The following is a 24,515-nucleotide window of genomic DNA, read 5'->3' as shown; positions in this document are numbered from 1 at the left end:
TCTCAGTGCGTCGAAGAGGGTTTTATATGCTGCAACCAGCGTTTTTCAGCCTTACGGAACAGGCTAATCAGAACATAAGAGATAATTAAATAGAGCACCGCCGCAATGCCAAAAGCGGTAAACGGCTGGTAGGTCGCGGAGTTAATATCGCGCGCGATTTTGAGCAGATCCGGCACCGTCGCGGTAAAGGCCAGCGCGGTGGAGTGCAGCATCAAAATCACTTCGTTACTGTATGCCGGTAACGCGATGCGCAGAGCCGACGGCAGAATAATGCAGCGGTAGAGCTTCACGGAGGAAAAGCCGTACGCGCGCGCCGCTTCAATTTCGCCGTAAGGGACAGAACGAATAGCCCCGGCGAAAATCTCGGTGGTATAGGCGCAGGTGTTGAGCGTTAAGGCCAGCACCGTACAGTTGAGACCGCTGCGGAAGAACGCGTTCAGCATCTCGGTGCCTTTTACGATCTCCAGCGTGTACATCCCCGAGTAAAACACCAGCAGCTGCACGTACAGCGGCGTACCGCGAAACACGTAGGTGAACAGCCAGATCGGGAACTGGATAAATTTATTGTTCGAGACGCGGCCAATGGCGAGAAACACCGCCAGAATGCCGCCCATCACCACGGAGGAGATCAGCAGCCAGAGCGTGATCGCCACGCCGGTAAAGCGGTAGCCGTCCGTCCACAGCAGCGATTTCCAGTATTCCTGAATAATCTCAATCACAGGTCAGCCCTCTTCACACCCACGGAGTAACGACGCTCAAGCAGAAGCAGCACGCCGTTGGAGACGGTCGTAAAGACCAGATAGATCACGCCGCAGACCACCGCAAAATAGAACGGCTCCCAGGTGCTCTTGCCCGCCAGCTGAGTCGCTTTCACGACGTCTTCCAGGCCGAGCAGCGAGACCAGCGCCGTCGCTTTGAGGATAACCTGCCAGTTATTGCCGATGCCCGGCAGCGCATAGCGCATCATGGCCGGAAACATGATCCGACGAAACGTTTGTGAAGAGGTAAAACCAAATGCGGTGGCCGCCTCAATGTGGCCTTTCGGCACCGCCATGTAAGCGCCGCGGAAGGTTTCGGTGAAGTAGGCACCATAGATAAAACCGAGGGTAATAATACCGGCCACCATCGGGTCGATATCAATTTGTCCCATGCCCATCGCGTCCGTTATGCTGTTCAGCGCAATCTGCAGACCGTAAAAGATAAGCAGCATCAGCACCAGATCGGGAACGCCGCGAATCAGCGTGGTGTAGCCTTCAAAAATTAGCGCCAGCGGTTTGTTAGCCGAAAGCTTCGCCCCTGCGCCCGCCAGACCTATCAGCACCGCCAGCACCACGGAGCTGATAGCCAGCTCAAGGGTGACAAGCGCGCCCTGTAAAATAACGCCAGAAAATCCGTACAGCATACCGCGAGCCCTGTCGTATCGTGAGTGGTGGAACCGTGTCTTATCCCCTCCCGCTACGGGAGGGGCCGCACGTTATTTGACGGGGCGATTAGCCGCCGTAAACGTTAAAATCAAAGTACTTTTTCGCCAGCTTGTCGTAGGTGCCGTCAGCGCGCATTTCAGCGAACGCTTTGTTCAGCGCCTCGCGCAGCTCGTTGTCTTCTTTGCGCAGGCCCATACCGGTGCCCACACCGAACAGCTTCACGTCCTTAATGGACGGGCCGCCAAACTTGTAATCTTTACCTACCGGCGTTTTCAGGAAGCCTTCGCTCGCCGCGACTTCATCCTGGAATGCCGCATCAATACGGCCCGCCGTCAGGTCAGCGTAGATATTTTCCTGGCCCTGATAGGAGACGATTTCAATCCCCTTCGGCGCCCAGTGTTCGTTGCCGTAGGTTTCCTGGGTAGTGCCCTGCAGCACGCCGACGCGTTTCCCCTTCAGCGACTCCAGCGTTGGCTGAATATCAGACGATTTTGCTACCACCAGACGCGAATCGGCCGCGTAGAGCTTGTCGGTGAAGGCATTCTCCTGCTGGCGTTTTTCGGTGATGGAGAGGGAGGACATGATTACGTCGATTTTTTTCGCTTTCAGGGATGGGATCAGCGCATCCAGCGGGTTCTCAACGTAGGTACACTGTGCTTTGATGCGTTTGCACAGCTCATTGGCCAGATCGATGTCAAAACCGACCAGTTCACCCTTTGAATTCTTCGATTCGAACGGCGCATAGGTTGGATCGGTACCGATGCGAATTTTCTGCGGAATGGCTGCGAATGCCGCGGTGGCGCTGGAAAAAGCCAGTACCAGAGATAGTGACAACACGAGTTTTTTCATCTTTGTCCTCAACAAACTGTCTTCATACGGGATTTTTACGATGACGGGGTGGTGCTAATGTGCCATTAATCCCCTCTGTCAGGCAAAGACTAATGCCCTTCAGGCGGGAATTTTTGCATTATAAATGCGTAAGTATGCACAAAGCGTTCCAATACGGTGCAATGCATGCACCGTATTGGTTCAACCGCTCCCGTAACGCACCGTGCTGGTGCGTTACCGCCAGGCGTTATTCACCGTATACGTTGAAGTCGAAGTATTTCTTCGCCAGTTTGTCGTAAGTACCGTCTTTACGCAGCTCTGCAAAGGCTTTGTCGAAGGCGGCTTTCAGCTCGGTATCATCCTTGCGCAGGCCAATCCCGGTGCCGTCACCAAAGTACTTTTTGTCTTTCACCGACGGGCCCGCAAACGCGTAGTCCTTGCCCGCAGGCTGCTTCAGGAAGCCTTCGCTCGCGGCGACTTCATCCTGGAATGCCGCATCCAGACGGCCTGCCGCCAGGTCAGAGTAAATCAGATCCTGGTTCTGATAGGCCACCACGTCGACGCCCTTCTCGCGCCAGTTAGCATTGGCATAGCCTTCCTGCGTCGAGCCCTGAAGCACGCCAACATGCTTGCCCTTCAGCGAGTCGATGGTGGGCTTGATCGGGGAACCTTTTGGCGCAATCAGGCGAGAATCCGCGGCGTATAGCTTGTCAGAGAAGGCAATCTCCTGCTGGCGTTTTTCGGTGATGGAGAGAGAAGAGATAATGGCGTCGATTTTCTTGGCTTTCAGCGACGGGATTAACGCGTCAAAGTCGCTGCCCACCCATGTGCATTTCACCGCAATGCGCTTGCACATTTCATTTCCCAGATCGATATCAAACCCCACGAAATCGCCTTTCGCATCCTTGGAAGAGAATGGCGCGTAGGTTGCGTCTGTACCGATACGAACCGTCTGTGGAAGCGCTGCGTAGCTACCTGCTGCCGCACTTAACCCCACGAGCAAAGACAGAGCCAGAACCGTCTTCTTCATACATTTACCCTCAAGTACCGTGATTTTATTATGTATTGTGTTGTGTGTTGTGTGTTGTGTTGCAGGCTTCATCTTGCAGGTCTTATGCCACATTGCCGTCGGGTCAAAACTTCGACGTTAAATATGTTAATAAAACGTTGCGATACTGCCTTAATGGTGAAAGATAGCAGGTCTGCCGAACGAACCGGAAAGAGAAAAAGGGAAAAAACGAATTAAATGTCGAGGATATGATCGCCGTTGCATAATTGCCCTGAAACAGGGCAACGTCTTTTTTTATGCACGCTGTTTGTGCACAGAATCAGGCTCCCTGCCAGCGGGTGAAGAGATCTTCAGGCAGGTCGATATCGAACTGATCCAGCACGCGGTTAACGGTCTGGTTAATCACGTCGTCCAGCGTTTGCGGGCGATGGTAGAACGCGGGCACCGGCGGCATGATCACCGCTCCCAGCTCGGCGGCCTGCGTCATTAAGCGCAGATGTCCCAGGTGCAGCGGCGTTTCCCGCACGCAGAGCACCAGAGGACGCCGCTCCTTCAGCACCACATCCGCCGCGCGCGTCACCAGGGTGTCGGTATAGCTGTTCACAATGCCGGAGAGCGTTTTAATTGAACAGGGGAGGATAACCATGCCGGCGGTTTTAAACGAGCCCGAGGAGATGCTGGCGGCGATATCGCGCGCATCGTGAACCACGTCAGCCAGTGCCTGAACATCGCGCAGGGAGAGATCGGTTTCCAGAGAGAGGGTCTGCCGCGCCGCCTGGCTCATCACCAGATGGGTCTCGACATCCGCCACGTTCCGCAGAATCTGTAGCAGACGTACGCCGTAAATGGCGCCGCTGGCGCCGCTGAGCCCAACAATGAGTCGTTTCATGATTTTCGCCCTTACTGATTTCAGGGCAGACTGTGCAGGATTTTGCGGGGAGTTGCAAGTGAGGGCATTCGCCCTCACCTGCACGAGCATCAACCTTCGTTGTGCATCTCTAAGCTTTCAAGATCGTTCTGCAGCTGGACGGCTTTCGCGTCGTCATTGCGCAGCGAATCAAGATAGTCGAGGTACTGCTGGTCAACGTCTTTGGTCACGTAAATACCGTTGAACACGGAGCATTCAAACTGCTGAATTTCCGGGTTCTCGGCGCGCACGGCGTCAATCAGGTCGTTGAGGTCCTGGAAAATCAGGCCGTCAGCGCCGATGATCTGGCGAATTTCATCCACTTCACGCCCGTGAGCGATCAGCTCGTTGGCGGTTGGCATATCGATACCGTACACGTTCGGGAAGCGAATTTCCGGCGCGGCAGAGGCCAAGTAAACTTTCTTCGCACCCGCTTCGCGCGCCATCTCGATAATCTGCTCAGAGGTGGTGCCGCGAACGATGGAGTCATCCACCAGCAGGACGTTCTTGTCGCGGAATTCCGCGCGGTTGGCGTTCAGCTTGCGGCGCACGGACTTACGACGCAGATGCTGGCCCGGCATGATAAAGGTGCGGCCAACGTAGCGGTTCTTCACGAAGCCCTGACGGTACGGCTTGTCCAGTATGCGGGCGATCTCCAGCGCGATATCGCAGGAGGTTTCCGGGATAGGAATCACCACGTCGATGTCGAGATCGTCCCACTCGCGGGCAATCTTCTCGCCCAGCTTCGTGCCCATGTTGACGCGCGCGCTGTAGACGGAGATCTTGTCGATGAAGGAATCCGGACGAGCAAAGTAAACGTATTCAAACAGGCACGGGTTGCTGACCGGGTTGTCGGCACACTGGCGGGTAAACAGCTGGCCCTTCTCGGTAATGTAGACCGCTTCGCCCGGCGCAACGTCGCGCAGGAACTCAAAGCCCAGGGTATCCAGCGCCACGCTCTCAGAGGCAACCATATATTCGGTACGGCCATCGCCGAGATCGCGTTTGCCGAGCACCAGCGGACGAATGCCGTTTGGATCGCGGAAGGCGACCATGCCGTGACCGATGATCATCGCGACGCAGGCGTAAGCGCCGCGGATCTGGCGGTTGGTCGCGGCAATCGCAGCAAAGATGTTGTCTGCTTCCAGCGGGTAGTGGCGGAAGTTATCCAGCTCGCTGGCGAACACGTTGAGCAGGATTTCAGAATCAGAGGTGGTGTTAATGTGGCGACGTTTCTCTTCGAACAGCTTTTTACGCAGCTCGTGCGCGTTGGTCAGGTTGCCGTTATGAGCCAGGGTGATGCCATACGGTGAGTTGACGTAGAAAGGCTGTGCCTCAGAGGCGCTGGAACTGCCAGCAGTAGGATAACGAACGTGACCGATCCCCATATTACCTTGCAGACGCTGCATATGGCGGGCTTCAAACACATCGTTTACCAGGCCATTCGCCTTGCGTAAACGGAAGCAGTTGTTTGCATCAATGGTGATGATACCCGCAGCATCCTGCCCACGGTGCTGAAGCACCGTTAACGCGTCATAAATCGACTGGTTTACCGGCATGAAACCGGCGATACCGACAATACCGCACATTCGTCTTTTCCTCGTTAAGCCACATCTCAGGGCTTATGCCCTGGGCAAAAAACTCGACGAGCTTTGCAGATAGTCAAAGAACCATCTGATGATGAAGCTGAACTCTGGAATGAGCTGCGATTTCTGCCAGTCTTCGCTTTTGGAGAACCCGGTGAAGGTATCCAGGAAGAACAGGATCGCGGCCACAATCAGCACGCCTCGTAATGCCCCGAAACAGATCCCGAGCACCCTGTCCGTTCCTGACAGACCGGTTTTCTCGACCAGCTGACCTATCACGAAATTCACGATAGCGCCGACAATCAGCGTTGCGATAAACAGCACCGCGATAGCGATTCCATTTCGGACCAGTTCATCTTCAAAGCCCGTGAACCAGACAGACAGGTAAGTGTAGTAATGGCTGGCGACAAAGAAAGCACAACCCCAGGTCACCAGCGATAACGCTTCACGAACAAAGCCACGGATCAGGCTAACCAGACAGGAAAAACCAATCACCGCAATGATGGCGTAATCAATCCAGACCATATATGTCCCACGATTTAACGCCCTGTCATCCAGTTCGGGGCGAATTCTAACAGAAAAAGAAAACGTTTGCGTAGGGATTTCCTTCCCGCGCGTAAATAAAAAAGGCGCTGAAAAAATAATCAACGCCCCCGGTCCTTTCGACGTTTCTTTGAACGTCTACTCCCCCTCACCCCAGCCCTCTCCCTCAAGGGAGAGGGCGCAAACCACTCCGGGGTTGGGTAAGATCTTATCAGTTCGCGCTGTAGCCCATCACCACGCCGCTCAGGCCGGAGATCTGCTTCAGCTCACCGAGTGAACTTTTAAGTTTATCTTTGGATGCTTCTGGCCCCACGAGGATACGGGTAATTTTACCCTGCACCGGCGTGGAAGGTGAAGTGTAAACACGGTATCCCGCACTGCGCAGTTTGCTCACGACCTCGTTGACCTTATCGGCGTTTTTCAGGGCACCGAGCTGCACCACGTAGGCTTTGCCCGTCGGTACCGCGTCTTGTTTAGCCGGCGGTGGGGTTTCTGACGCGGCAGCCAGCTGCTCTGCGGCTCTATCCCGCTGCGGTTTCGGCTGCGGCTTTTCAACCGGATTCGGTTTTTCAACCGGCTTAGGCTGCTCGACCGGCACAGGATCGATGTCGCTGCTGCTCGCGGCCGCCAGGCGAGACGGATCGAGCGACGGTGCGGCGGCATCGCCCGCGCGCACCTCTTCCGCCGCCCCTTCCGGTGGCTGAGCAGGCAGCGCCTGCGTCGCCGCGGGCAGCATGTCCGGCTCATCGCGGTCACCCGGTTTCGGCACCAGCGGAATCGCGGCAAACTCATCCTGATAATGCTTTTTCTGCCCGTCGAGCAGGCCCGGGAGAATGATCACCCCGAGCGCGACCAGCACGATGGTTCCTGTTAAACGGTTCTGAAACTTACTCGCCACCGGTTCTCCCCGCGTCCATTACTTCCATGACATGTGCCACCGTGTGGAATGAACCACACACCAGCACGGTATCTTCTGGTTTAGCATCCGCCATCGCGGCATGCCAGGCCTGCGCCACGCTAGTATAGATTGCGCCTTTGCCGAGATGTTCCATCAGCTGCTCGGCCGTCGCGCCGCGCGGCCCCTCCAGAGGAGCACAATACCAGCTATCGACCACACTCTCCATGCAGGCCAGCGTCCCGCCGATATCTTTATCATGAAGCATACCGATAACCGCCAGCACTCGCCCGGTTTTTGGTAACGATTTGAGACGTCCCGCGAGATACGCCGCCGCATGCGGGTTATGCGCCACATCGAGAATCAGGCGCGGTGACTCGCTGACGATCTGGAAACGCCCGGGCAGAATGGCACTCTGAATGCCGTCGCGGATCGCCTGCTCGCTAACCACGAGGCCGCTGGCGCGCAGTGCCGCCAGCGCGGTGGCGGCATTCGGCTGCGGTACCTGCGGCAGCGGCAGGTTGTCCAGCGCGCCCTGCGCATCGCTAAAGCGCCAGCCGTTTTCCTGAACCTCATACCGCCAGTCAGCGCCGCGGCGCAGCAGCTGCGCGCCCTTCTCGTTCGCCACGTCCGCGATGGTGTGCGGCATATCCGGCTCGCCCACCACGGCGGGTTTGTTTGCCCGGAAAACGCCGGCCTTCTCGCGGCCAATGCTTTCACGATCCGGTCCCAGCCAGTCGGTATGATCCAGCGCGATGCTGGTCACCACCGCCACGTCCGCATCCACGATATTGGTCGCATCAAGACGTCCGCCGAGACCAACCTCAAGGATCACCACATCCAGCTGAGCCTGCTTGAACAGCCACAGGGCCGACAGGGTGCCGTATTCAAAATAGGTTAATGAGATATCACCGCGCGCGGCTTCAATTTCCGCGAACGACGCCGTATGCGCGGATTCCGGCAGCTCGCGGTTCTGCACGCGCACCCGCTCGGTGTAGCGGACGAGATGTGGAGAGCTGTAAACGCCAACCCGGTAACCTGCCGCCATCAGGACGGACTCCAGCGTGCGGCAGGTCGTGCCTTTACCGTTGGTCCCCGCGACGGTAAACACGAAAGGCGCCGGTTTGAGCACATCGAGACGCGCCGCAACCTGGCTTACGCGCTCAAGCCCCATATCGATGGTTTTACTGTGCAGGTTTTCCAGATAAGAAAGCCACGCGGCCAGGGGCGACGTGGCTTGGGGAATGCTTTTATTTTCCATAATGCCCGGTTGTCATTAACAGATTAGAAAGCAAAAGGGCAGCGCCAACCGGCCCTGCCCTTTTCAGTTATCAGGCCTCGGGTTCCTGATCCGGCACCACCACGCCTTCGCGCGGCTCATCCGGGTTCGGCGCGGGCAGATTCATCAGCTTCGCCAGGATGCTCGCCAGCTTGAGGCGCATTTCCGGACGGCGGACGATCATGTCGATGGCGCCTTTCTCAATAAGGAACTCACTGCGCTGGAAGCCCGGCGGCAGCTTTTCACGAACGGTCTGCTCGATAACGCGAGGACCGGCAAAGCCGATCAGCGCTTTTGGCTCAGCGATATTCAGGTCGCCCAGCATCGCGAAGCTTGCGGAGACGCCGCCCATGGTTGGGTCGGTCAGCACGGAGATGTACGGCAGACCGCGCTCCTGCATCTTCGCCAGCGCTGCAGAGGTTTTCGCCATCTGCATCAGCGACATCAGCGCTTCCTGCATACGCGCACCGCCGGAGGCAGAGAAGCAGATCAGCGGGCAGTTGTCTTCCAGCGCCTGCTCAACGGCACGCACGAAGCGCGCACCGACCACGGAGCCCATCGAGCCGCCCATAAAGGCAAACTCAAACGCAGCGGCAACAACCGGCATCTCGTGCAGGGTGCCTTTCATGACGACCAGCGCGTCTTTCTCGCCGGTCTCTTTCTGTGCCGAGGCCAGACGATCTTTGTATTTTTTGGAATCGCGGAACTTCAGCACGTCTTTTGGCTCAAGCTCGCTGCCCAGCTCTACCAGAGAACCTTCGTCCAGCAGGCTATGCAGGCGGTTGCGCGCCGACATACGCATATGGTGGTCACACTTCGGACACACCTCAAGGTTGCGCTCCAGCTCTGCGCGATACAGAACCTGACCGCAGCTATCACACTTCGTCCATACCCCTTCAGGAATGCTCGCTTTGCGCGTTGGGGTAATGTTGCTTTTAATTCGTTCAATCCAGCTCATTGATAACCTTTCTGCCTGAACCTGGTCGTATGCCAGTTTTGCTATAAGAGGCGAATAATGCCATTTTTGCCTCCAACAGACCATGAATGTTGCACATTAAAACATAACAGCCCGAAACTTTGGATAAAAAAGTGGTCGAACCGCTAGCGTGCATTTACTTCGCTTGCTTAGCCGCCGCACGCTTGTGGCGAATGATTTCAATCACGCCCGGCAGTACGGAAAGCACAATAATCGCTACAATCAGTAACTTAAGATTTTCCTGAACGATCGGAAGATCGCCAAACAGGTAGCCGGCATAGGTAAACAGCAGTACCCACAGCAGCGCCCCCACGACGTTATACATCGCAAAATGACGATAGGACATGTGCCCCATTCCCGCCACAAACGGTGCAAACGTACGCACAATAGGCACAAAGCGCGCAAGGATAATGGTCTTTCCGCCATGGCGTTCATAAAACGCATGGGTTTTGTCTAAATAGCTGCGACGGAAAATTTTCGAATCAGGATTGCTGAAAAGCCGCTCACCGAATACCCGGCCAATCGTATAGTTAACCGCATCACCGACGATCGCGGCAATGACCATCAGCACCACCATAAGATGCACGTTCAGATCGTTAGTGGGCAGCGCCGATAACGCCCCGGCAACGAACAGCAGTGAATCTCCCGGCAGGAACGGGGTAACGACCAGCCCGGTTTCACAGAACAGGATGAGGAACAGAATGGCGTAAACCCAGACGCCATACTGCGCGACCAGCTCCGCCAGGTGAACATCAATATGCAGGATAAAATCAATTAAAAAACGAATTACGTCCATATTGTCTAAGCCCTAATTGCACCTTTGTTTAGTCCGCTAAAAATAGCGGGCCCATTGGCGGTTTCGGCAGGTCAAACCGATCCGGATAGTCTACCGAGACCAGATACAACCCTTCCGCTTTCGCCGTCGCTGCCGCAAGCGTTCTGTCCTTCGCTGCCAGCAGGTCTGCAATCCAGCTCTCCGGCTGGTGTCCGGCACCCACTTCCATCAGGCTGCCCACAATATTCCGAACCATATGATGTACAAAGGCATTGGCTTTGATATCCACCACCACATACGCGCCAAAACGGCTGACGTGAATGTGCATGACGTTACGCCACGGCGTGCGGGACTGGCACTGCACCGCACGAAACGACGTAAAATCATTTTCACCAAGCAGACACTGCGCCGCACGATGCATGCGTTCAGCGTCGAGCGGTTCATAAAAATGCGTCACGCCCTGGCTTAACACCGCTGGCCGCAGACGCTGATTGTAGATGACGTAGCGGTAACGGCGCGCCGTGGCGCTGAAGCGCGCGTGAAAATCATCCGGCACAGCTTTCACCCAGCGCACCGCAATGTCACCAGGCAAATTCGCATTTACACCCAGCGTCCAGGCGGCGTCCTTGCGCACGGCGGTGGTTTCAAAGTGCACCACCTGACCCGTACCGTGAACGCCTGCATCCGTGCGGCCTGCGCACAGGACGTTAATCGGCTCGTTTGCCACCTGAGAGAGCGCTTTCTCCAGCTTTTCCTGGACGCTGCGCACCTCATTCTGACGCTGCCAGCCATAATATTTACTGCCGTCGTACTCAATGCCGAGGGCAATTCTATGGACCGGCTTTTGTTCCACGTCTGACATCAGTACAGGTACTCCTGAACCAGTTTTTCAGCGATCTTGACCGCCATCAGCGCGCCGCCGAAGCGAACGTTGTCGGCAACGGACCAGAACTGAACCTGCTCAGGCATACCGTAGTCGTTACGCACGCAGCCAACGGAAAGATGCGCGCTACCGGTGGCATCGCCCACCTGGGTCGGGAAATCGGTCTCTTCAGAAAGAACAATGTCCTCACCGCGGCCAAACGCATCGCGCGCCTCTTCCGCCGCCAGCGGACGCAGCGCTTCAAAGCCGACCATCTGCGCGTGGCCGTAGAAGACCGGGGACTGCACGACGTTGGCGGAGATCATCAGCCCGTCGTCCTGCAGAATTTTACGCACTTCATCGACGATACGACGCTCTTCGCGCACGGATCCCTCGCGATCCGGCAGCAGCGGCAGCATGTTGAACGCCAGCTGGCGGCCAAAGAAATCATCTTCATCAATCGGGATACCGTTCAGCAGCTTCGCGCTCTGCCCGGCCAGCGCGTCGACGGCCTTTTTGCCGTTCGCAGACGCGGACAGCAGGCTGGTGACGGTAATGCGCGACAGGCCGCCGTCGTCGATCAGCGGTTTCAGGGCGGTCAGCAGCTGGCTGGTCAGGCTGTTCGGTACCGCAATGACGTTACGGTTGCGGTAGTCAGCCAGCACGAACGGGTTCACGTCCGGCACCACCAGCGGCACGTCCGGCTCCATGGAGAACAGGCCGCTCAGGTCGATCACCAGGCAGCCCGCGTTGGTCGCCTCTTCAACGTACGCGGCAGTGGCTTCAGCGCCCGCGGCGAAAAACGCCAGCTGCGCCTGGGTCCAGTCAAATTCTGCTGCATCCTGAACCATCACGGATTTACTGTTAAAACGCAGATGCTCACCCGCGCTATCGGTACGCGCCAGCGCATAGATATCGCCCACCGGGAACTGACGCTCAGCAAGGGTTTCGAGCAGGGCTTCGCCCACGGCACCGGTGGCACCTAAAATGGCAATGTTCCAGCCTTCAGACATGGTGGTTTACTCCAGAAATAAAAAAGCGTCCCTGTCGGAGTATCCAACAGGGAGCATTAAGAAGACATTAATGCGCCGGGTGATGAACGGCGTTAAACCCAAGCTTGTGCAGCAGCGTCGCCGCCGAGGCGTCGTCGCACATCACATACAGGGAGGACCACTCGCGGCGCTCAACATAGTTCTTGCGCAGCTTATCAAATTCACCCGGGATCCCCGCCACTTTACGCAGCAGCGCATCATCGCGGCGCACATCATACACCAAATGCACCAGCCTTTTCAGCGTTGCCTGATCGAGCGGACCGTGCAGGGTAATGCGGCCAAATTCAGGCGCGGGGAGTAAGGTATCCAGCGCGACCTGCTGCGGATGGCCGATAAAAGCGCTGTAGGCTTCGAAGACCTGCGTCGTGCCGCGGGCTTTCCCTTCAAGGGTATAACCGGCAATATGGGCGGTGGCTACGTCCGCCTTGTTAAGCAGCTCAACGTTGAGATCCGGCTCCGGCTCCCAGACGTCCAGCACCACGCTGAGATCTTGCCCTTCGTTCAGACACCTCAGCAGCGCGGCGTTATCGACCACCGGCCCCCGGCAGGCATTTATCAGAATAGTGCCAGCCTTCAGACGGCGGATCAGCGCCTCGTCGGCCAAATGCAGCGACTTATACGGCCCCTCTTTAAACAGCGGCGTATGGAAGGTCAGCACGTCGCACTGTTCAACCAGCTCGTCCAGCGAGCGAAAATCCCCGTCGTCGCCGTTGTCTTTGCGCGGCGGATCGCACAGCAGCGTGCGGATCCCTAGCGCCTCAAGGCGCTTTTGCAGGCGACCGCCTACGTTACCCACGCCAACAATCCCCACGGTGCGGTCTTTCAGCGCAAAACCGTCGCGCTCGGCCAGCATCAGCAGCGAGGAGAAGACGTATTCCACGACGGCAATCGCGTTACAGCCCGGCGCCGCGGAGAAACCGATTCCGGCCTGCGCCAGCCACCGATCGTCCACATGATCGGTCCCTGCCGTAGCGGTACCAACGAACTTAATCGCCTTACCGGCGAGCAATGCCTCATTTACTTTGGTCACCGAGCGCACCATCAGCGCGTCTGCATCATCCAGTTCGTTGACCGGGATCGGGCGACCAGGGACAGCCTTAACGTTACCCAGGCGGCTAAACAGCTCACGGGCGTAAGGCATATTTTCATCAACGAGGATTTTCACGTCTGAGTACCTGTTTGAGAGGAAGAAAACCTGCCAAGTGTGCCATAATCTGGCCGCCAGGCATATACGTCTGCCAGGTTTACGCTGAGTTTTGACTTTAAGGATTTTTGACGATGCAGCCCATTTCAGGTACGCCGCCACGCCCTCCGGGTGAAGGCCCCGTCACGCCAAACGTTGCCGGTGAACAGCCGCTATCCACGCAACAGCGCACCGTGCTGGAGCGACTGATCACGCGCCTGATTGCGCTGACTTCCCAGCAAAATGCGGAAGTCTGGGCCGGGGTAAAGCATGATTTAGGCGTGAAGAACGACGCACCGCTGCAGTCGCGCCATTTCCCTGCGGCCGAGCAAAACCTGAACCAGCGTATTACGACCGCTCAGCAAAACCACACCACGCGCCAGATTGTTTCTCAGCTGACGGAGCTGCTGGGCCAGGGAAATAACCGTCAGGCGGTGAGTGATTTTATCCGCCAGCAGTATGGTCAGACCGCCCTTGGCCAGCTGACGCCAGACCAGCTCAAAACCATGCTGACGCTGCTGCAGAACAACGAGCTGTCGATTCCGCAGCCTCAGGTGCGCCCGGCGACCGAGCGCCCGCTGCTGCCCGCCGAGCACAACACGCTCAAGCAGATGGTGACCAAGCTGGCCGCGGCTACCGGCGAGCCGACAAAGCTCATCTGGCAATCCATGCTGGAGCTGTCCGGCGTGAAGGCGGGCGAGCTGATCCCGGCCAAACAGTTTACCCATCTGGTGACCTGGCTTCAGGCGCGCCAGACGCTCAGCACCCAGAGCGCCCCTACCCTGCATACCGTGCAGGCCGCGCTGAAGCAGCCGCTTGAGCCGCACGAGTTCGAGGTGATTCGGGATTACGCCCAGCAAAACTGGCAGGCCACGCCGCAGACGGTGCTGACCACCGCCCAGGTGCAGGATCTGCTTAATCAGATCTTCGTTCGCCGCGCCGAGCGCGAAGGCGGCGTGCCGGAGGTGAGAAATATTCAGCCGATCTACAGCCCGCTGTTTGCGCCGGTCGTCGAGACGTTCAGAACGCTCTCTGCGCGTCCGGGACTGATGTTTATTGCACTGCTTGTTGCGCTGGCGATTTTCTGGCTGGTTGCCTGAGGATTTGCCCGGTGGCGCTGTGCTTACCGGGCCTACAACGGCTCGAACCGTAGGCCGGGCAAGGCGCAGCCGCCCCCGGCAACAACGGCTCACGTTCTGCGAAACGCCACCAGCGTCACCACAATCCCCACTACCGCTGAAACCGCACCGGCCAGGAAGACGGACGGGTAGCCAAACGACGTCGCCAGCAGCCCGGCCAGCGGGCCGGTGACGCCGTACGAGATATCCTGGAACGCCGCATAGCCGCCGAGCGCCGTCCCGCGCACCTGCGGGGCCACGCGCTTCACCACTTCCACGCCCAGCGCCGGGAAAATCAGCGAGCAGCCGCAGCCGGTGAGCGCGGCGCCAAGCAGCGCAACGGAGGCGACCGGCGCTTGCCACAGCAGCAGCAGGCCCACGGTCTCAATCATCAGGGACGCCACCGCCACCTTCACGCCGCCGAAGCGATCCGGCATCCAGCCGAACAGTACGCGCATTAGCACAAACGCGCCGCCAAACGCGGTCAGCGTAAAACCGGCCATCGCCCAGCCGCGGCTCATGAAATAGAGCGAGACGAAGGTGCCAATGACCGCAAACCCCACGCCCTGCAGCGCCAGGCCAAGGCCCGGCTGCCAGATTTGGCCGACCACGCTCCAGAGGGAAGGACGCTCGCCTTTATGCGCGGGCACCTTACGCACCGAGCCGTTAAACGCCCACGCCACCAGCGGCAGCACCATGGTCGTTGCCGCCAGGGCCGCAAATCCAAACTGGCTGTTGATGAGCAAACCAAGCGGTGCACCGGCGGCCAGCGCGCCGTAGATGGCCATGCCGTTCCAGGACATCACCTTGCCGGAGCGCGCAGGCCCCACCAGCCCCATTCCCCAGGTCAGGGTGCCGGTCAGCAGCTGGCTTTCACCGAAGCCAAGGATTAAGCGGCCCAGCACCAGCAGCGCAAATTTATACGCGGCGTCGAGCGGCAAAAGGGCCGCCAGCAGCCACGCCACGCCCGCCAGCCCACAGGCAAACATCCCCTGTAACGCCGAGCGTTTAGCGCCGTGCTGGTCCGCCAGCCGTCCGGCGTAACCGCGGGTTAATACCGTGGCTAAAAACTGAATGCCCACGGCAATGCCGACCATGGTGTTGCCATAGCCCAGTTCCTGATGGACGAACAGCGGGATCACCGGCAGCGGCAGACCAACGGTCATGTAGGTCAGGAATACCGCAAAGGCGATACGGAATAAGGAGAGATTACCGGAAGGGATACGTTTATCCGGGATAGCGGCCGTCATGCATAACTCCGTGTTGAGGCATAAAAAAAGGGAACCTTCCGGTTCCCTTATACTATACATTCAAACGCTTATGCTTTCAGCTTACGCATAACCAGCGTGGCGTTGGTGCCACCGAAGCCGAAGCTGTTTGACATGACGGTGGTCAGCGTCGCGTCCATTGGTTTGGTCACGATGTTCAGGCCAGCAGCCTGCTCGTCCATCTCGTCAATGTTGATGCTTGGCGCGATAAAGCCGTTTTCCAGCATCAGCAGAGAGTAGATCGCTTCCTGCACGCCAGCCGCACCCAGAGAGTGACCGGTCATGGCTTTGGTCGCGGAGATCGCCGGGCTGTTGTCGCCGAAGACTTCACGGATCGCACCCAGCTCCTTCACGTCGCCTACCGGAGTCGACGTGCCGTGGGAGTTCAGGTAGTCGATTGGGGTATCAACGCCGTGCATCGCCATCTTCATGCAGCGCACCGCGCCTTCGCCGGATGGCGCAACCATGTCGGCGCCGTCAGACGTTGCACCGTAGCCTACGATCTCAGCGTAAATGTGTGCGCCACGTGCCAGGGCATGCTCCAGCTCTTCAACCACAACCATACCGCCGCCGCCCGCGATAACGAAACCGTCGCGGTGCGCATCATAGGTACGGGAGGCTTTATCCGGGGTTTCGTTGTACTTGGTGGACAGTGCGCCCATCGCGTCGAATTCACAGGCCATTTCCCAGCCCAGCTCTTCGCCGCCGCCAGCAAATACGATGTCCTGTTTACCCAGCTGGATCTGCTCAACAGCATTACCGATGCAGTGCGCGGACGTCGCACACGCGGAGCTGATGGAGTAGTTCACACCGTGGATTTTGAATGGGGTAGCCAGGCACGCGGAAACCGCAGACCCCATGGCTTTGGTGACCACGTACGGACCTACCGCTTTCAGACCACGCGGGCTACGCATTGCGTCAGCGCCGAAGACCTGCGCTTTTGATGAGCCGCCGGAACCGGCAATCAGACCCACGCGCGGGTTGTTCTGATAAACCTCTTCACTCAGGCCGGAATCTTTGATCGCTTCCTGCATGGAGAGATAAGCGTAAATAGAGGCATCGTTCATGAAACGAACCACTTTGCGGTCAATCAAACCGGTGGTGTCCAGTTTGACGTTACCCCATACGTGGCTGCGCATACCTGAATCTTTAAACTCTTCAGAGAAAGTGATCCCGGAGCGTCCTTCACGCAGAGATGCCAGGACTTCCTGCTGGTTATTACCGATGCTGGAAACAATGCCCAGGCCAGTAATCACTGCACGTTTCATTCAATACCTCTGTAAGTCGCACTATAGTAAGTTTCGAGTCGCACAATAGCGTACACTTGTACGCCGAACAAGTCCGATCAGACATTTTCTGCGGAAATTTGCACCGATGGACTCACATCGTTAAGATCGTGCCACTGCCTGTCAGACGAGTAACTTACGTGAAACAAAACGCTATACAACCCGCCAACCTCGAATTCAACGCTGAGGGTACACCTGTTTCCCGAGATTTTGATGACGTCTATTTTTCTAATGATAACGGACTCGAAGAAACTCGCTATGTTTTCCTCGACGGAAACCAGCTCAGCACCCGCTTCCCGGCGCACCCGCGGAGCCTGTTCGTGGTCGCGGAAAGTGGATTCGGCACCGGGCTGAATTTTTTAACCCTCTGGCAGGCGTTTAATCAGTTCCACGCTGCTCACCCTGAGGCTGCGCTACAAAGATTACATTTCATCAGTTTCGAAAAATTTCCGCTTACCGCGCACGATCTGCGGCTTGCCCACCAGCGCTGGCCGGAGCTTGCGCCCTGGGCGGAGCAGCTTCAGGCTCAGTGGCCGCCCCACATCGGCGGCTGCCATCGCCTGATTCTGGACGGCGGGCGCGTGACCCTGGACTTATGGCTTGGCGACATCAACGACCTGACCGATACGCTCGATGATTCGATGAATCAGACGGTGGACGCATGGTTCCTTGACGGCTTCGCCCCTGCCAAGAATCCGGACATGTGGAGCCAGCATCTGTTTAGCGCGATGGCGCGACTGGCCCGCCCTGGCGCAACGCTTGCCACCTTCACCTCGGCAGGCTTTGTCCGCCGAGGCCTGCAGGAAGCGGGGTTTACCATGCAGAAGACCAAGGGCTTTGGCCGCAAGCGCGACATGCTGGTCGGCAGGATGGAACAGAGGCTGGACGTTCCCGCTCAGGCCCCGTGGTTTGCTCGCCGCGCCAGCGCAGCCCGCGAGGTGGCAATCGTCGGTGGGGGCATCGCCAGCGCCCTGCTCTCGCTCGCGCTTATCCAGCGTGGCTGGCAGGTCACGCTCTACTGCGCTGACGATGCGCCAGCAAACGGCGCGTCCGGCAACCGCCAGGGGGCGCTCTACCCGCTTTTAAGCGCGCACGACCCGGCCCTGTTCCGGTTTTTCCCTGCGGCGTTTACCTTCGCCCGTCGCCTGTATGACTCTCTTCCTGTCGCGTTCGACCATGACTGGTGCGGCGTAACTCAGCTCGGCTGGGATGAAAAAAGCCAGCAGAAGATCGCGCAGATGCTGTCTCTGGGCCTGCCCGAAGAGATTGCCCGCGCGGTAAGCGCGCAGGAGGTGAAAGACACCGCTGGCGTGGATACCGGGTGTGGCGGCATTCAGTATCCGCTCGGCGGGTGGCTGTGCCCGGCTGAACTGACCGCGGCGGTCATTGCCCTGGCGCAGTCGCGCGGGCTGACGGTGCGGTATGGTCACAAGGTGGAATCGCTCGGCCGGACGGAAGGCTGGCACCTGCGTTTTGCAAATGGCAAGGAGGCAAACCATGCCAGCGTTGTGCTGGCAAACGGGCATCACATCAGCCAGTTTACCCAGACAGCGACGTTGCCGGTTTATCCGGTTGGCGGCCAGGTCAGCCATATTCCCTCCACACCGGAGCTCGGCCAGCTGCGTCAGGTGCTGTGCTATGACGGCTATCTGACGCCGCAAAACCCGTCTAACGGCCATCACTGCATCGGAGCCAGCTACCATCGCGGCGAGACGGAGATGCGCTACAGCGAGGGGGATCAGGCGCAAAACCGTCAGCGCCTCATCGACTGCTTCCCGGATGCGTCATGGGCACAAGAGGTTGACGTCAGCGCGGGTGACGCGCGCTGCGGCGTGCGCTGCGCCACCCGCGATCATCTCCCGATGGCGGGTAACGTGCCGGACTACGAGGCAACGCTTGAGGTGTATCAGGACCTTGCTGATAACCGGGATAAAGCAGCAAGCGCGCCGGTCTATCCGGAGCTGTATATGCTGGGCGGGCTGGGCTCTCGCGGACTGTGCTCTGCCCCGCTGCTGGCAGAAGTGTTAGCCGCGCAAATGAGCCACGAGCCGATTCCGCTGGACAGGGTTACGCTTGCGGGACTGAATCCGAATCGATTGTGGGTGCGGAAACTGCTGAAGGGAAAAATGGTGAAATCGTAGGCCCGGTAAGCGCAGCGCCACCGGGCATCTGGCAGAAGAGCCGTTTTCACGCCGGGCGGCGCATGCGCTTGCCCGGCCTACCAGTCCGAATGCTAACTTATGATGTCAGGCTGGCTTTCTGAAACAAGGTTTCCCACATGCCCAGCACCAGAGACTGGTCGCGCGGAGAGAGCTCCCCGGCCAGAATGGCTTTCTCCAGGCTGCGGGTGACTTCATCGTGAACGGCGTCGGCAGAGTGATCGTCACCCGCTTCCAGCTCGGCTACCGCGAGCGTCAGGTGGCCACGCAGATAACCGCTGGCGAACAGCTCATCATCACTGGCGTGTTCCACCATGTCATCAATTAACGCCAGAATGCGTGCTTCAAATTCTGCGATCATCTTCTTTCCTCTGTTAAAGATCTTCCGGCCACGGGAAGCATTCCGCCGTGATTTCCGGCGTGTGGTAATAATTCTGTAAGGCCTCGATCAGGCGCGCCGGACGTTCCGGGATGCCCTTCTCAAGATATTCCATCACCTGCGCATGCACGCGGCGCTGGAAGACGATACGGTCTGGCTCGAAGTCGCCTTCGAGATTGTCGCAGCTCACGTTGAACGGGAAACCCGCCGCGACGCAGAACAGCCATTCCAGCGCCTGCGGCTTCACCTCAACGTCCTCAAACTGCCCTTGCGTCGCGGCGTCGCGCCCGTCCGGGCAGTACCAGTAGCCAAAGTCCACCAGCTCGCGCCGCGCTTTTCCGGCGATGCACCAGTGAGAAATTTCGTGCAAACCGCTGGCGTAAAAGCCGTGGGCAAAGACGATGCGGTTATACGGAACCTCTGCATCAGCAGGAAGATAGATCGGTTCGTCGTCGCCTTTAATCAGACGGGTATTAAAATCATCAGCAAAACAGCCGTCGAAAATCTCAATCAGCTGTTCGTATTTATGCGTACTGTTCATTAGTGCATCCCCAACCAGGTGAGGATCTCCTGTCCATGGCTGTCATAAAGAAGTTTGGCGCTCATTACGGCCGAGACGATAACGATCATCGGTCGAATCAGTTTTTGTCCTTTGCTTAATACCAGGCGCGAGCCCGCGCGCGCGCCCAGAAACTGCCCCGCCATCATCACAAACCCGGTTGCCCAGATGACCTTGCCGCCAATGATAAACAGCAGCAGGCCGCCGAGGTTCGAGGTCGCGTTAAGCACTTTGGCATGGGCGGTGGATTTGGCAAGGTTAAACCCGGCCAGCGTCACAAACGCCAGCGCGTAAAATGAACCGGCCCCCGGCCCGAAGAAACCGTCGTAAAAACCGACGCAGCCCCCGGCAATCAGGGCAAACGGCAGGCCGTGCAGGCGACGCTGCCGGTCTTCCTCACCGAGCTTTGGCATCAGCAGGAAGTAAAGCCCAATGCAGATGACCAGAACCGGCAGTATCTGGCGCAAAATATCGGACTGCACGTGCTGGACCAGCAGCGCGCCCGACGTGGAGCCGATAAAGGTCATCAGGATGTTCAGCTTCTGGTCGGCCAGGCTCACCACCTTGCGGCGGATAAAATAGAGCGACGCCGAGAGCGAGCCGCCGCAGGCCTGCAGCTTGTTGGTGGCCAGCGCCTGCGCCGGGCTCATGCCCGCCGCCAGCAGCGCGGGGACGGTTAATAACCCGCCGCCGCCCGCAAGGGCATCAATAAAACCGGCCAGCATCGCCACAAAGAACAGCACCGCCAGCAGCAGCGGTGACACCATAAACAGATCGACGAAGTTATCCATTAAAGTACATGCTCATCCAGTAGCGCCTGGCAGGAAGGCGGCAGCGGAGGCGGTGTCTTCTTCTCAGGCTTAGAGGTTCCAGGTTTTGCCGGTTCAAACCAGCTTTGCAGTTCCGCTCCGCAGCCATCGCCTGGCGGCGGGAGCGGCTGATCTTCACACTCCAGGCTGTTCGCCGGGCAGCGCAGACGAACGTGCATATGCGCGCGATGCTGGAACCACGGGCGCACCTTGCGCAGCCAGTCGCGGTCGGTTCCGGCATCCAGGCAGAGCTGCTGCTTGATGGCCGGGTTGACGAAAATCCGCGTGACGTCGTTATCTTCTGCCGCCAGCTTGATCATGCTGGATATGTCCCGCGTCCACAGGGACGGCACCACGCGCTTGCCGTCACTCGCCACCAGATCCAGCGCCTGCGGCTTGAGCAGTTGGGCGGAGGTCCAGCGCGTCTTCGGCAGCTGCAGGAAGATATCGACGTCCAGCCCGGTCTGGTGGCTGGCGTGCCCGCCGTTGAAGCGCCCGCCGGCAGGCATACCCATGTCGCCAATCAGCATCGTCCCCAGCCCCAGGTTGTGCACCTGATTTCCCAGTCGCTGGATAAACAACACCAGGTCAGGGTGGCCGAAGTAGCGGCGCTGGTCGGTACGCATCACCTGATAGGTATCCGACTGCAGCGGAAGTTCCTGCGCGCCGACGATACAGCCGTTCGAAAAGGCGCCGATAGACTGCGCGCTTCCCGCGACCGGGTGGGTGATTTTTTGCCATGGCGTCGCGGCCAGACTGGCTCCACTGGCGAGCAGCGCCAGCAGAGCAATTGCGGTTTTTTTCATGTTTACCAGCGTGGAATGGTGGTCGTCACGTCCGCATTCTGCGCGCGCTGGCGCAGGAAGTGATCCATCAGCACGATCGCCAGCATCGCTTCTGCGATCGGCACCGCGCGGATCCCCACGCACGGATCGTGACGTCCTTTGGTGATCATCTCAACTTCTTCGCCATCGCGGTTAATCGTGTGGCCCGGCACGGTAATGCTTGAAGTTGGTTTCAGCGCGATGTTGGCAATAATCTGCTGCCCGCTGCTGATCCCGCCCAGAATGCCGCCCGCGTGGTTGCTCTGGAAGCCCGTCTTCGTGATTTCGTCTCGGTTCTGGCTGCCGCGAAGCCCAACTACGTCAAAGCCGTCGCCAATCTCTACGCCCTTCACCGCGTTGATGCTCATCAGCGCGTGGGCAATGTCGGCGTCGAGACGGTCAAACACCGGCTCGCCCCAGCCAGCCGGGACGCCGTCCGCCACCACGGTGACTTTCGCCCCAATGGAGTCGCCCTCTTTTTTCAGGCCGCGCATCAGTTCGTCCAGCGCCTCAAGCTTGTCGGCATCGGCGCAGAAGAACGGGTTTTGCTCAACCTGATCCCAGTCTTTGATCGCCAGCGGAATGTCGCCCATCTGGGTCAGACAGCCGCGAATGACGATGCCAAATTTCTGCTGCAGGTATTTCTTAGCAATGGCGCCAGCCGCCACGCGCATCGCGGTTTCACGTGCGGAAGAACGTCCGCCGCCGCGATAGTCGCGGAAGCCGTACTTTTGTTCGTAGGTGTAGTCGGCGTGGCCCGGACGGAAGACGTCTTTGATGGCGCCGTAGTCCTGGGAGCGCTGATCGGTGTTTTCGATCAGCAGACCAATGCTGGTTCCGGTGGTGCGGCCTTCAAAGACGCCGGAGAGAATTTTGACCTGGTCCGGCTCGCGACGCTGCGTGGTGTAGCGAGAGGTGCCCGGGCGACGACGGTCGAGGTCGTGCTGTAAATCGGCTTCGGTCAGTTCGATGCCTGGCGGTACGCCATCAACGATACAGCCCAGCGCCAGCCCGTGCGACTCGCCAAAGGTGGTCACGCGGAATAACTGTCCAATACTGTTTCCTGCCATCACGGCTCCGATGTTGTTGTTTGTGTTTGAGCGTTGTGAAACGGGCCGAAGCCCGCTGGATTAATCTTTATAGATGCTGAAGTGTTCGCGCGCGTCGAGCAGCTGCGCTTTGGTCAGCATAAAGACGCCGTCACCGCCGTTGTCGAACTCAAGCCAGGTGAACGGCACATCCGGGTACTGCTCTATCAGATGTACCATGCTGTTGCCCACTTCACAAATCAGAACGCCGTCGTCGGTCAGATAATCCGGCGCGCAGGCCAGAATGCGGCGAGTCAGCTTCAGGCCGTCAGATCCGGACGCCAGACCCAGCTCCGGCTCGTGGCGGTATTCGTTCGGCAGATCCGACATGTCTTCCGCATCGACGTACGGCGGGTTGGTGACGATCAGATCGTACTGCAGCGTCGGCAGGTCGCGGAACAGGTCAGAGCGAATGGGCGTGACGTGATGGATCAGGCCGTGCTCTTCAATGTTGTGCTCGGTGACCGCCAGCGCGTCGGTGGAGATATCGACGGCGTCCACTTCCGCTTCCGGGAAGGCGTACGCGCAGGCGATGGCGATACAGCCGCTGCCGGTGCACATATCCAGAATGTGCTGCGGCTGATGGCCAATCAGTCCTTCAAAGCGGTTGTTGATCAGCTCACCAATCGGCGAACGCGGCACCAGCACGCGTTCGTCAACATAGAACTCGTGGCCGCAGAACCAGGCTTTGTTGGTCAGATAGGCGACCGGGATACGCTCGTTGACGCGGCGGATCACGCGCTCAACGATGCGGTGTTTTTCGCTGGAGGTCAGGCGCGCGGTGCGCATATCTTCCGGAATATCCAGCGGCAGATAGAGGGACGGCAGCACCAGCTGCACCGCCTCATCCCACGGGTTGTCGGTACCGTGGCCGTACCAGATATTGGCGGCGCTGAAGCGGCTAACCGACCAGCGCAACATGTCCTGTATGGTATGCAGCTCGTTTACTGCTTCATCGACAAATATTTTATCCACTCTTTCCTCCAGGGCATGCTCGCATAATTTTCGGCGGCTAGTTTGCCATGAAGACGGCGATAAATCAGCAATGACGCGTCTCGCTTGAGGTTAAAAAATGCGTTTAGTCGGGTACACTATCGGAAATACGAGATGAGAATGACGAATGAAAAAGAAAACATCGCTCAGCGAGGAGGATCAGGCACTCTTCCGACAGCTCATGACCGGGACGCGTAAAATCGCGCAGGACACGATTGTCCATCGCCCACAGCGCAAAAAAATCACTGAAGTACCGGTCAAACGGCTGCTGCAGGAGCAGGCGGATAACAGCCACTATTTTTCAGATGAATTTCAGCCGCTGCTCAACACGCAGGGTGCGGTGAAGTACGTACGCGAAGACGTCAGCCATTTTGAGCTGAAAAAATTACGCCGCGGGGATTATTCGCCGGAGCTGTTTCTCGATCTGCACGGTTTAACGCAGATGCAGGCCAAACAGGAGCTGGGGGCATTGATCGCCGCCTGTCGCCGCGAGCATGTTTTTTGCGCCTGCGTGATGCACGGCCACGGGAAGCATATCCTCAAGCAGCAGACGCCGCTGTGGCTGGCTCAGCACCCCCACGTGATGGCGTTTCATCAGGCACCTAAAGAGTACGGCGGAGATGCCGCATTGCTGGTGTTGATTGAAGTGGAAGAGTGGCAGCCGCCAGAGTTGCCCTGACAGAATGGCGGGAAGCAGATTGCCTCCCGCCCTA

25 protein-coding genes are annotated in these 24,515 nt (G+C 58.2%); 3 read left to right on the top strand and 22 right to left on the bottom strand.

Translation table 11 applies throughout. The annotated features are described in order from the left end of the window. Window positions 1-2 precede the first annotated feature (2 nt). The 14 genes from ACMWKK_RS02720 to pdxB form a co-directional block, all read right to left on the bottom strand. Complete coding sequence (locus ACMWKK_RS02720) at window positions 3-719, bottom strand: ABC transporter permease (protein ID WP_008502590.1); 717 nt, start codon at window positions 717-719, stop codon at window positions 3-5. Further along, entirely contained in the window at window positions 716-1,402 is a 687-nt protein-coding gene (locus ACMWKK_RS02715; RefSeq protein WP_045327897.1) for a histidine ABC transporter permease HisQ, read from the bottom strand. The genes ACMWKK_RS02720 and ACMWKK_RS02715 overlap by 4 nt, the downstream gene beginning before the upstream one ends. An 88-nt stretch (window positions 1,403-1,490) precedes the next feature. Then, window positions 1,491-2,273 (bottom strand): histidine ABC transporter substrate-binding protein HisJ, encoded by a 783-nt coding sequence (gene hisJ, locus ACMWKK_RS02710; RefSeq protein ID WP_406542741.1) that lies wholly within the window; start codon window positions 2,271-2,273, stop codon window positions 1,491-1,493. 226 nt (window positions 2,274-2,499) lie between these two features. Further along, window positions 2,500-3,282, bottom strand: a complete 783-nt coding sequence (gene argT / locus ACMWKK_RS02705; RefSeq protein WP_008502593.1) for a lysine/arginine/ornithine ABC transporter substrate-binding protein ArgT — start codon at window positions 3,280-3,282, stop codon at window positions 2,500-2,502. Between the two features lie 298 nt (window positions 3,283-3,580). Continuing rightward, entirely contained in the window at window positions 3,581-4,150 is a 570-nt protein-coding gene (locus ACMWKK_RS02700) for a UbiX family flavin prenyltransferase (RefSeq protein ID WP_112779808.1), read from the bottom strand. A gap of 89 nt (window positions 4,151-4,239) precedes the next feature. Beyond that, window positions 4,240-5,757, bottom strand: a complete 1,518-nt coding sequence (gene purF / locus ACMWKK_RS02695; RefSeq protein WP_021241570.1) for an amidophosphoribosyltransferase — start codon at window positions 5,755-5,757, stop codon at window positions 4,240-4,242. Between the two features lie 33 nt (window positions 5,758-5,790). Then, entirely contained in the window at window positions 5,791-6,279 is a 489-nt protein-coding gene (gene cvpA / locus ACMWKK_RS02690; protein ID WP_045327894.1) for a colicin V production protein, read from the bottom strand. 229 nt (window positions 6,280-6,508) lie between these two features. Beyond that, window positions 6,509-7,195 carry a cell division protein DedD gene (gene dedD, locus ACMWKK_RS02685; RefSeq protein ID WP_112779809.1) on the bottom strand — a complete coding sequence of 229 codons (687 nt, stop codon included), beginning with the start codon at window positions 7,193-7,195 and terminating at the stop codon, window positions 6,509-6,511. Then, window positions 7,185-8,453 (bottom strand): bifunctional tetrahydrofolate synthase/dihydrofolate synthase, encoded by a 1,269-nt coding sequence (gene folC / locus ACMWKK_RS02680; protein WP_112779810.1) that lies wholly within the window; start codon window positions 8,451-8,453, stop codon window positions 7,185-7,187. Before folC ends, dedD begins: the two co-directional genes overlap by 11 nt. A 70-nt stretch (window positions 8,454-8,523) precedes the next feature. Further along, window positions 8,524-9,429 (bottom strand): acetyl-CoA carboxylase, carboxyltransferase subunit beta, encoded by a 906-nt coding sequence (gene accD, locus ACMWKK_RS02675; protein ID WP_045327889.1) that lies wholly within the window; start codon window positions 9,427-9,429, stop codon window positions 8,524-8,526. A gap of 154 nt (window positions 9,430-9,583) precedes the next feature. Beyond that, a complete protein-coding gene (locus tag ACMWKK_RS02670) occupies window positions 9,584-10,243 on the bottom strand; it encodes a DedA family protein (RefSeq protein WP_045327886.1) in 660 nt (219 codons plus the stop codon). Between the two features lie 28 nt (window positions 10,244-10,271). Then, the gene (gene truA / locus ACMWKK_RS02665) at window positions 10,272-11,084 is read right to left on the bottom strand and encodes a tRNA pseudouridine(38-40) synthase TruA (protein ID WP_112779811.1); all 813 of its coding nucleotides are present in this window, start codon (window positions 11,082-11,084) and stop codon (window positions 10,272-10,274) included. After that, entirely contained in the window at window positions 11,084-12,097 is a 1,014-nt protein-coding gene (locus tag ACMWKK_RS02660; protein ID WP_112779812.1) for an aspartate-semialdehyde dehydrogenase, read from the bottom strand. The genes truA and ACMWKK_RS02660 overlap by 1 nt, the downstream gene beginning before the upstream one ends. 67 nt (window positions 12,098-12,164) lie before the next feature. Continuing rightward, window positions 12,165-13,301 (bottom strand): 4-phosphoerythronate dehydrogenase PdxB, encoded by a 1,137-nt coding sequence (pdxB, locus tag ACMWKK_RS02655; RefSeq protein ID WP_112779813.1) that lies wholly within the window; start codon window positions 13,299-13,301, stop codon window positions 12,165-12,167. 113 nt (window positions 13,302-13,414) lie between these two features. Between pdxB and flk the strand changes: the two genes are divergently transcribed. Beyond that, on the top strand, window positions 13,415-14,419 hold the full coding sequence (gene flk, locus ACMWKK_RS02650) for a flagella biosynthesis regulator Flk (RefSeq protein ID WP_406542740.1): 1,005 nt from the start codon (window positions 13,415-13,417) through the stop codon (window positions 14,417-14,419). 89 nt (window positions 14,420-14,508) lie between these two features. On the opposite strand, the gene ACMWKK_RS02645 is transcribed toward flk, so the two are convergent. Both ACMWKK_RS02645 and fabB read right to left on the bottom strand, forming a co-directional pair. After that, on the bottom strand, window positions 14,509-15,687 hold the full coding sequence (locus tag ACMWKK_RS02645) for an MFS transporter (protein WP_112779814.1): 1,179 nt from the start codon (window positions 15,685-15,687) through the stop codon (window positions 14,509-14,511). A gap of 68 nt (window positions 15,688-15,755) precedes the next feature. Then, a complete protein-coding gene (gene fabB / locus ACMWKK_RS02640; RefSeq protein WP_023312571.1) occupies window positions 15,756-16,973 on the bottom strand; it encodes a beta-ketoacyl-ACP synthase I in 1,218 nt (405 codons plus the stop codon). A 158-nt stretch (window positions 16,974-17,131) separates the two neighbouring features. On the opposite strand from fabB, the gene mnmC reads away from it, so the two are divergent. Then, entirely contained in the window at window positions 17,132-19,132 is a 2,001-nt protein-coding gene (gene mnmC / locus ACMWKK_RS02635) for a bifunctional tRNA (5-methylaminomethyl-2-thiouridine)(34)-methyltransferase MnmD/FAD-dependent 5-carboxymethylaminomethyl-2-thiouridine(34) oxidoreductase MnmC (protein ID WP_112779815.1), read from the top strand. A 97-nt stretch (window positions 19,133-19,229) separates the two neighbouring features. On the opposite strand, the gene ACMWKK_RS02630 is transcribed toward mnmC, so the two are convergent. The 6 genes from ACMWKK_RS02630 to prmB are packed head-to-tail and all read right to left on the bottom strand — an operon-like array spanning window position 19,230 to window position 23,784. Beyond that, entirely contained in the window at window positions 19,230-19,511 is a 282-nt protein-coding gene (locus tag ACMWKK_RS02630) for a YfcL family protein (protein WP_045330976.1), read from the bottom strand. 13 nt (window positions 19,512-19,524) lie between these two features. Beyond that, a complete protein-coding gene (locus ACMWKK_RS02625) occupies window positions 19,525-20,070 on the bottom strand; it encodes an elongation factor P hydroxylase (protein WP_045330974.1) in 546 nt (181 codons plus the stop codon). After that, window positions 20,070-20,879: a sulfite exporter TauE/SafE family protein gene (locus ACMWKK_RS02620; protein WP_045330971.1), complete on the bottom strand. Its 810-nt coding sequence runs from the start codon at window positions 20,877-20,879 to the stop codon at window positions 20,070-20,072. Before ACMWKK_RS02620 ends, ACMWKK_RS02625 begins: the two co-directional genes overlap by 1 nt. Beyond that, complete coding sequence (mepA, locus tag ACMWKK_RS02615; protein ID WP_045330969.1) at window positions 20,879-21,703, bottom strand: penicillin-insensitive murein endopeptidase; 825 nt, start codon at window positions 21,701-21,703, stop codon at window positions 20,879-20,881. The genes ACMWKK_RS02620 and mepA overlap by 1 nt, the downstream gene beginning before the upstream one ends. A gap of 2 nt (window positions 21,704-21,705) precedes the next feature. Continuing rightward, a complete protein-coding gene (aroC, locus tag ACMWKK_RS02610) occupies window positions 21,706-22,791 on the bottom strand; it encodes a chorismate synthase (protein WP_045330967.1) in 1,086 nt (361 codons plus the stop codon). Between the two features lie 60 nt (window positions 22,792-22,851). Continuing rightward, window positions 22,852-23,784: a 50S ribosomal protein L3 N(5)-glutamine methyltransferase gene (prmB, locus tag ACMWKK_RS02605; protein ID WP_045330965.1), complete on the bottom strand. Its 933-nt coding sequence runs from the start codon at window positions 23,782-23,784 to the stop codon at window positions 22,852-22,854. Window positions 23,785-23,929: 145 nt separating this feature from the next. On the opposite strand from prmB, the gene smrB reads away from it, so the two are divergent. Then, window positions 23,930-24,481, top strand: a complete 552-nt coding sequence (gene smrB, locus ACMWKK_RS02600; protein ID WP_045330963.1) for an endonuclease SmrB — start codon at window positions 23,930-23,932, stop codon at window positions 24,479-24,481. Window positions 24,482-24,515 lie beyond the last annotated feature (34 nt).

The sequence above is a fragment of the Enterobacter sp. 01-M-03-SI-ECC genome, assembly GCF_047530215.1.
Classification (GTDB): Bacteria; Pseudomonadota; Gammaproteobacteria; order Enterobacterales; family Enterobacteriaceae; genus Enterobacter; species Enterobacter chengduensis.
This window is presented reverse-complemented; position numbering and strand designations above follow the sequence as displayed.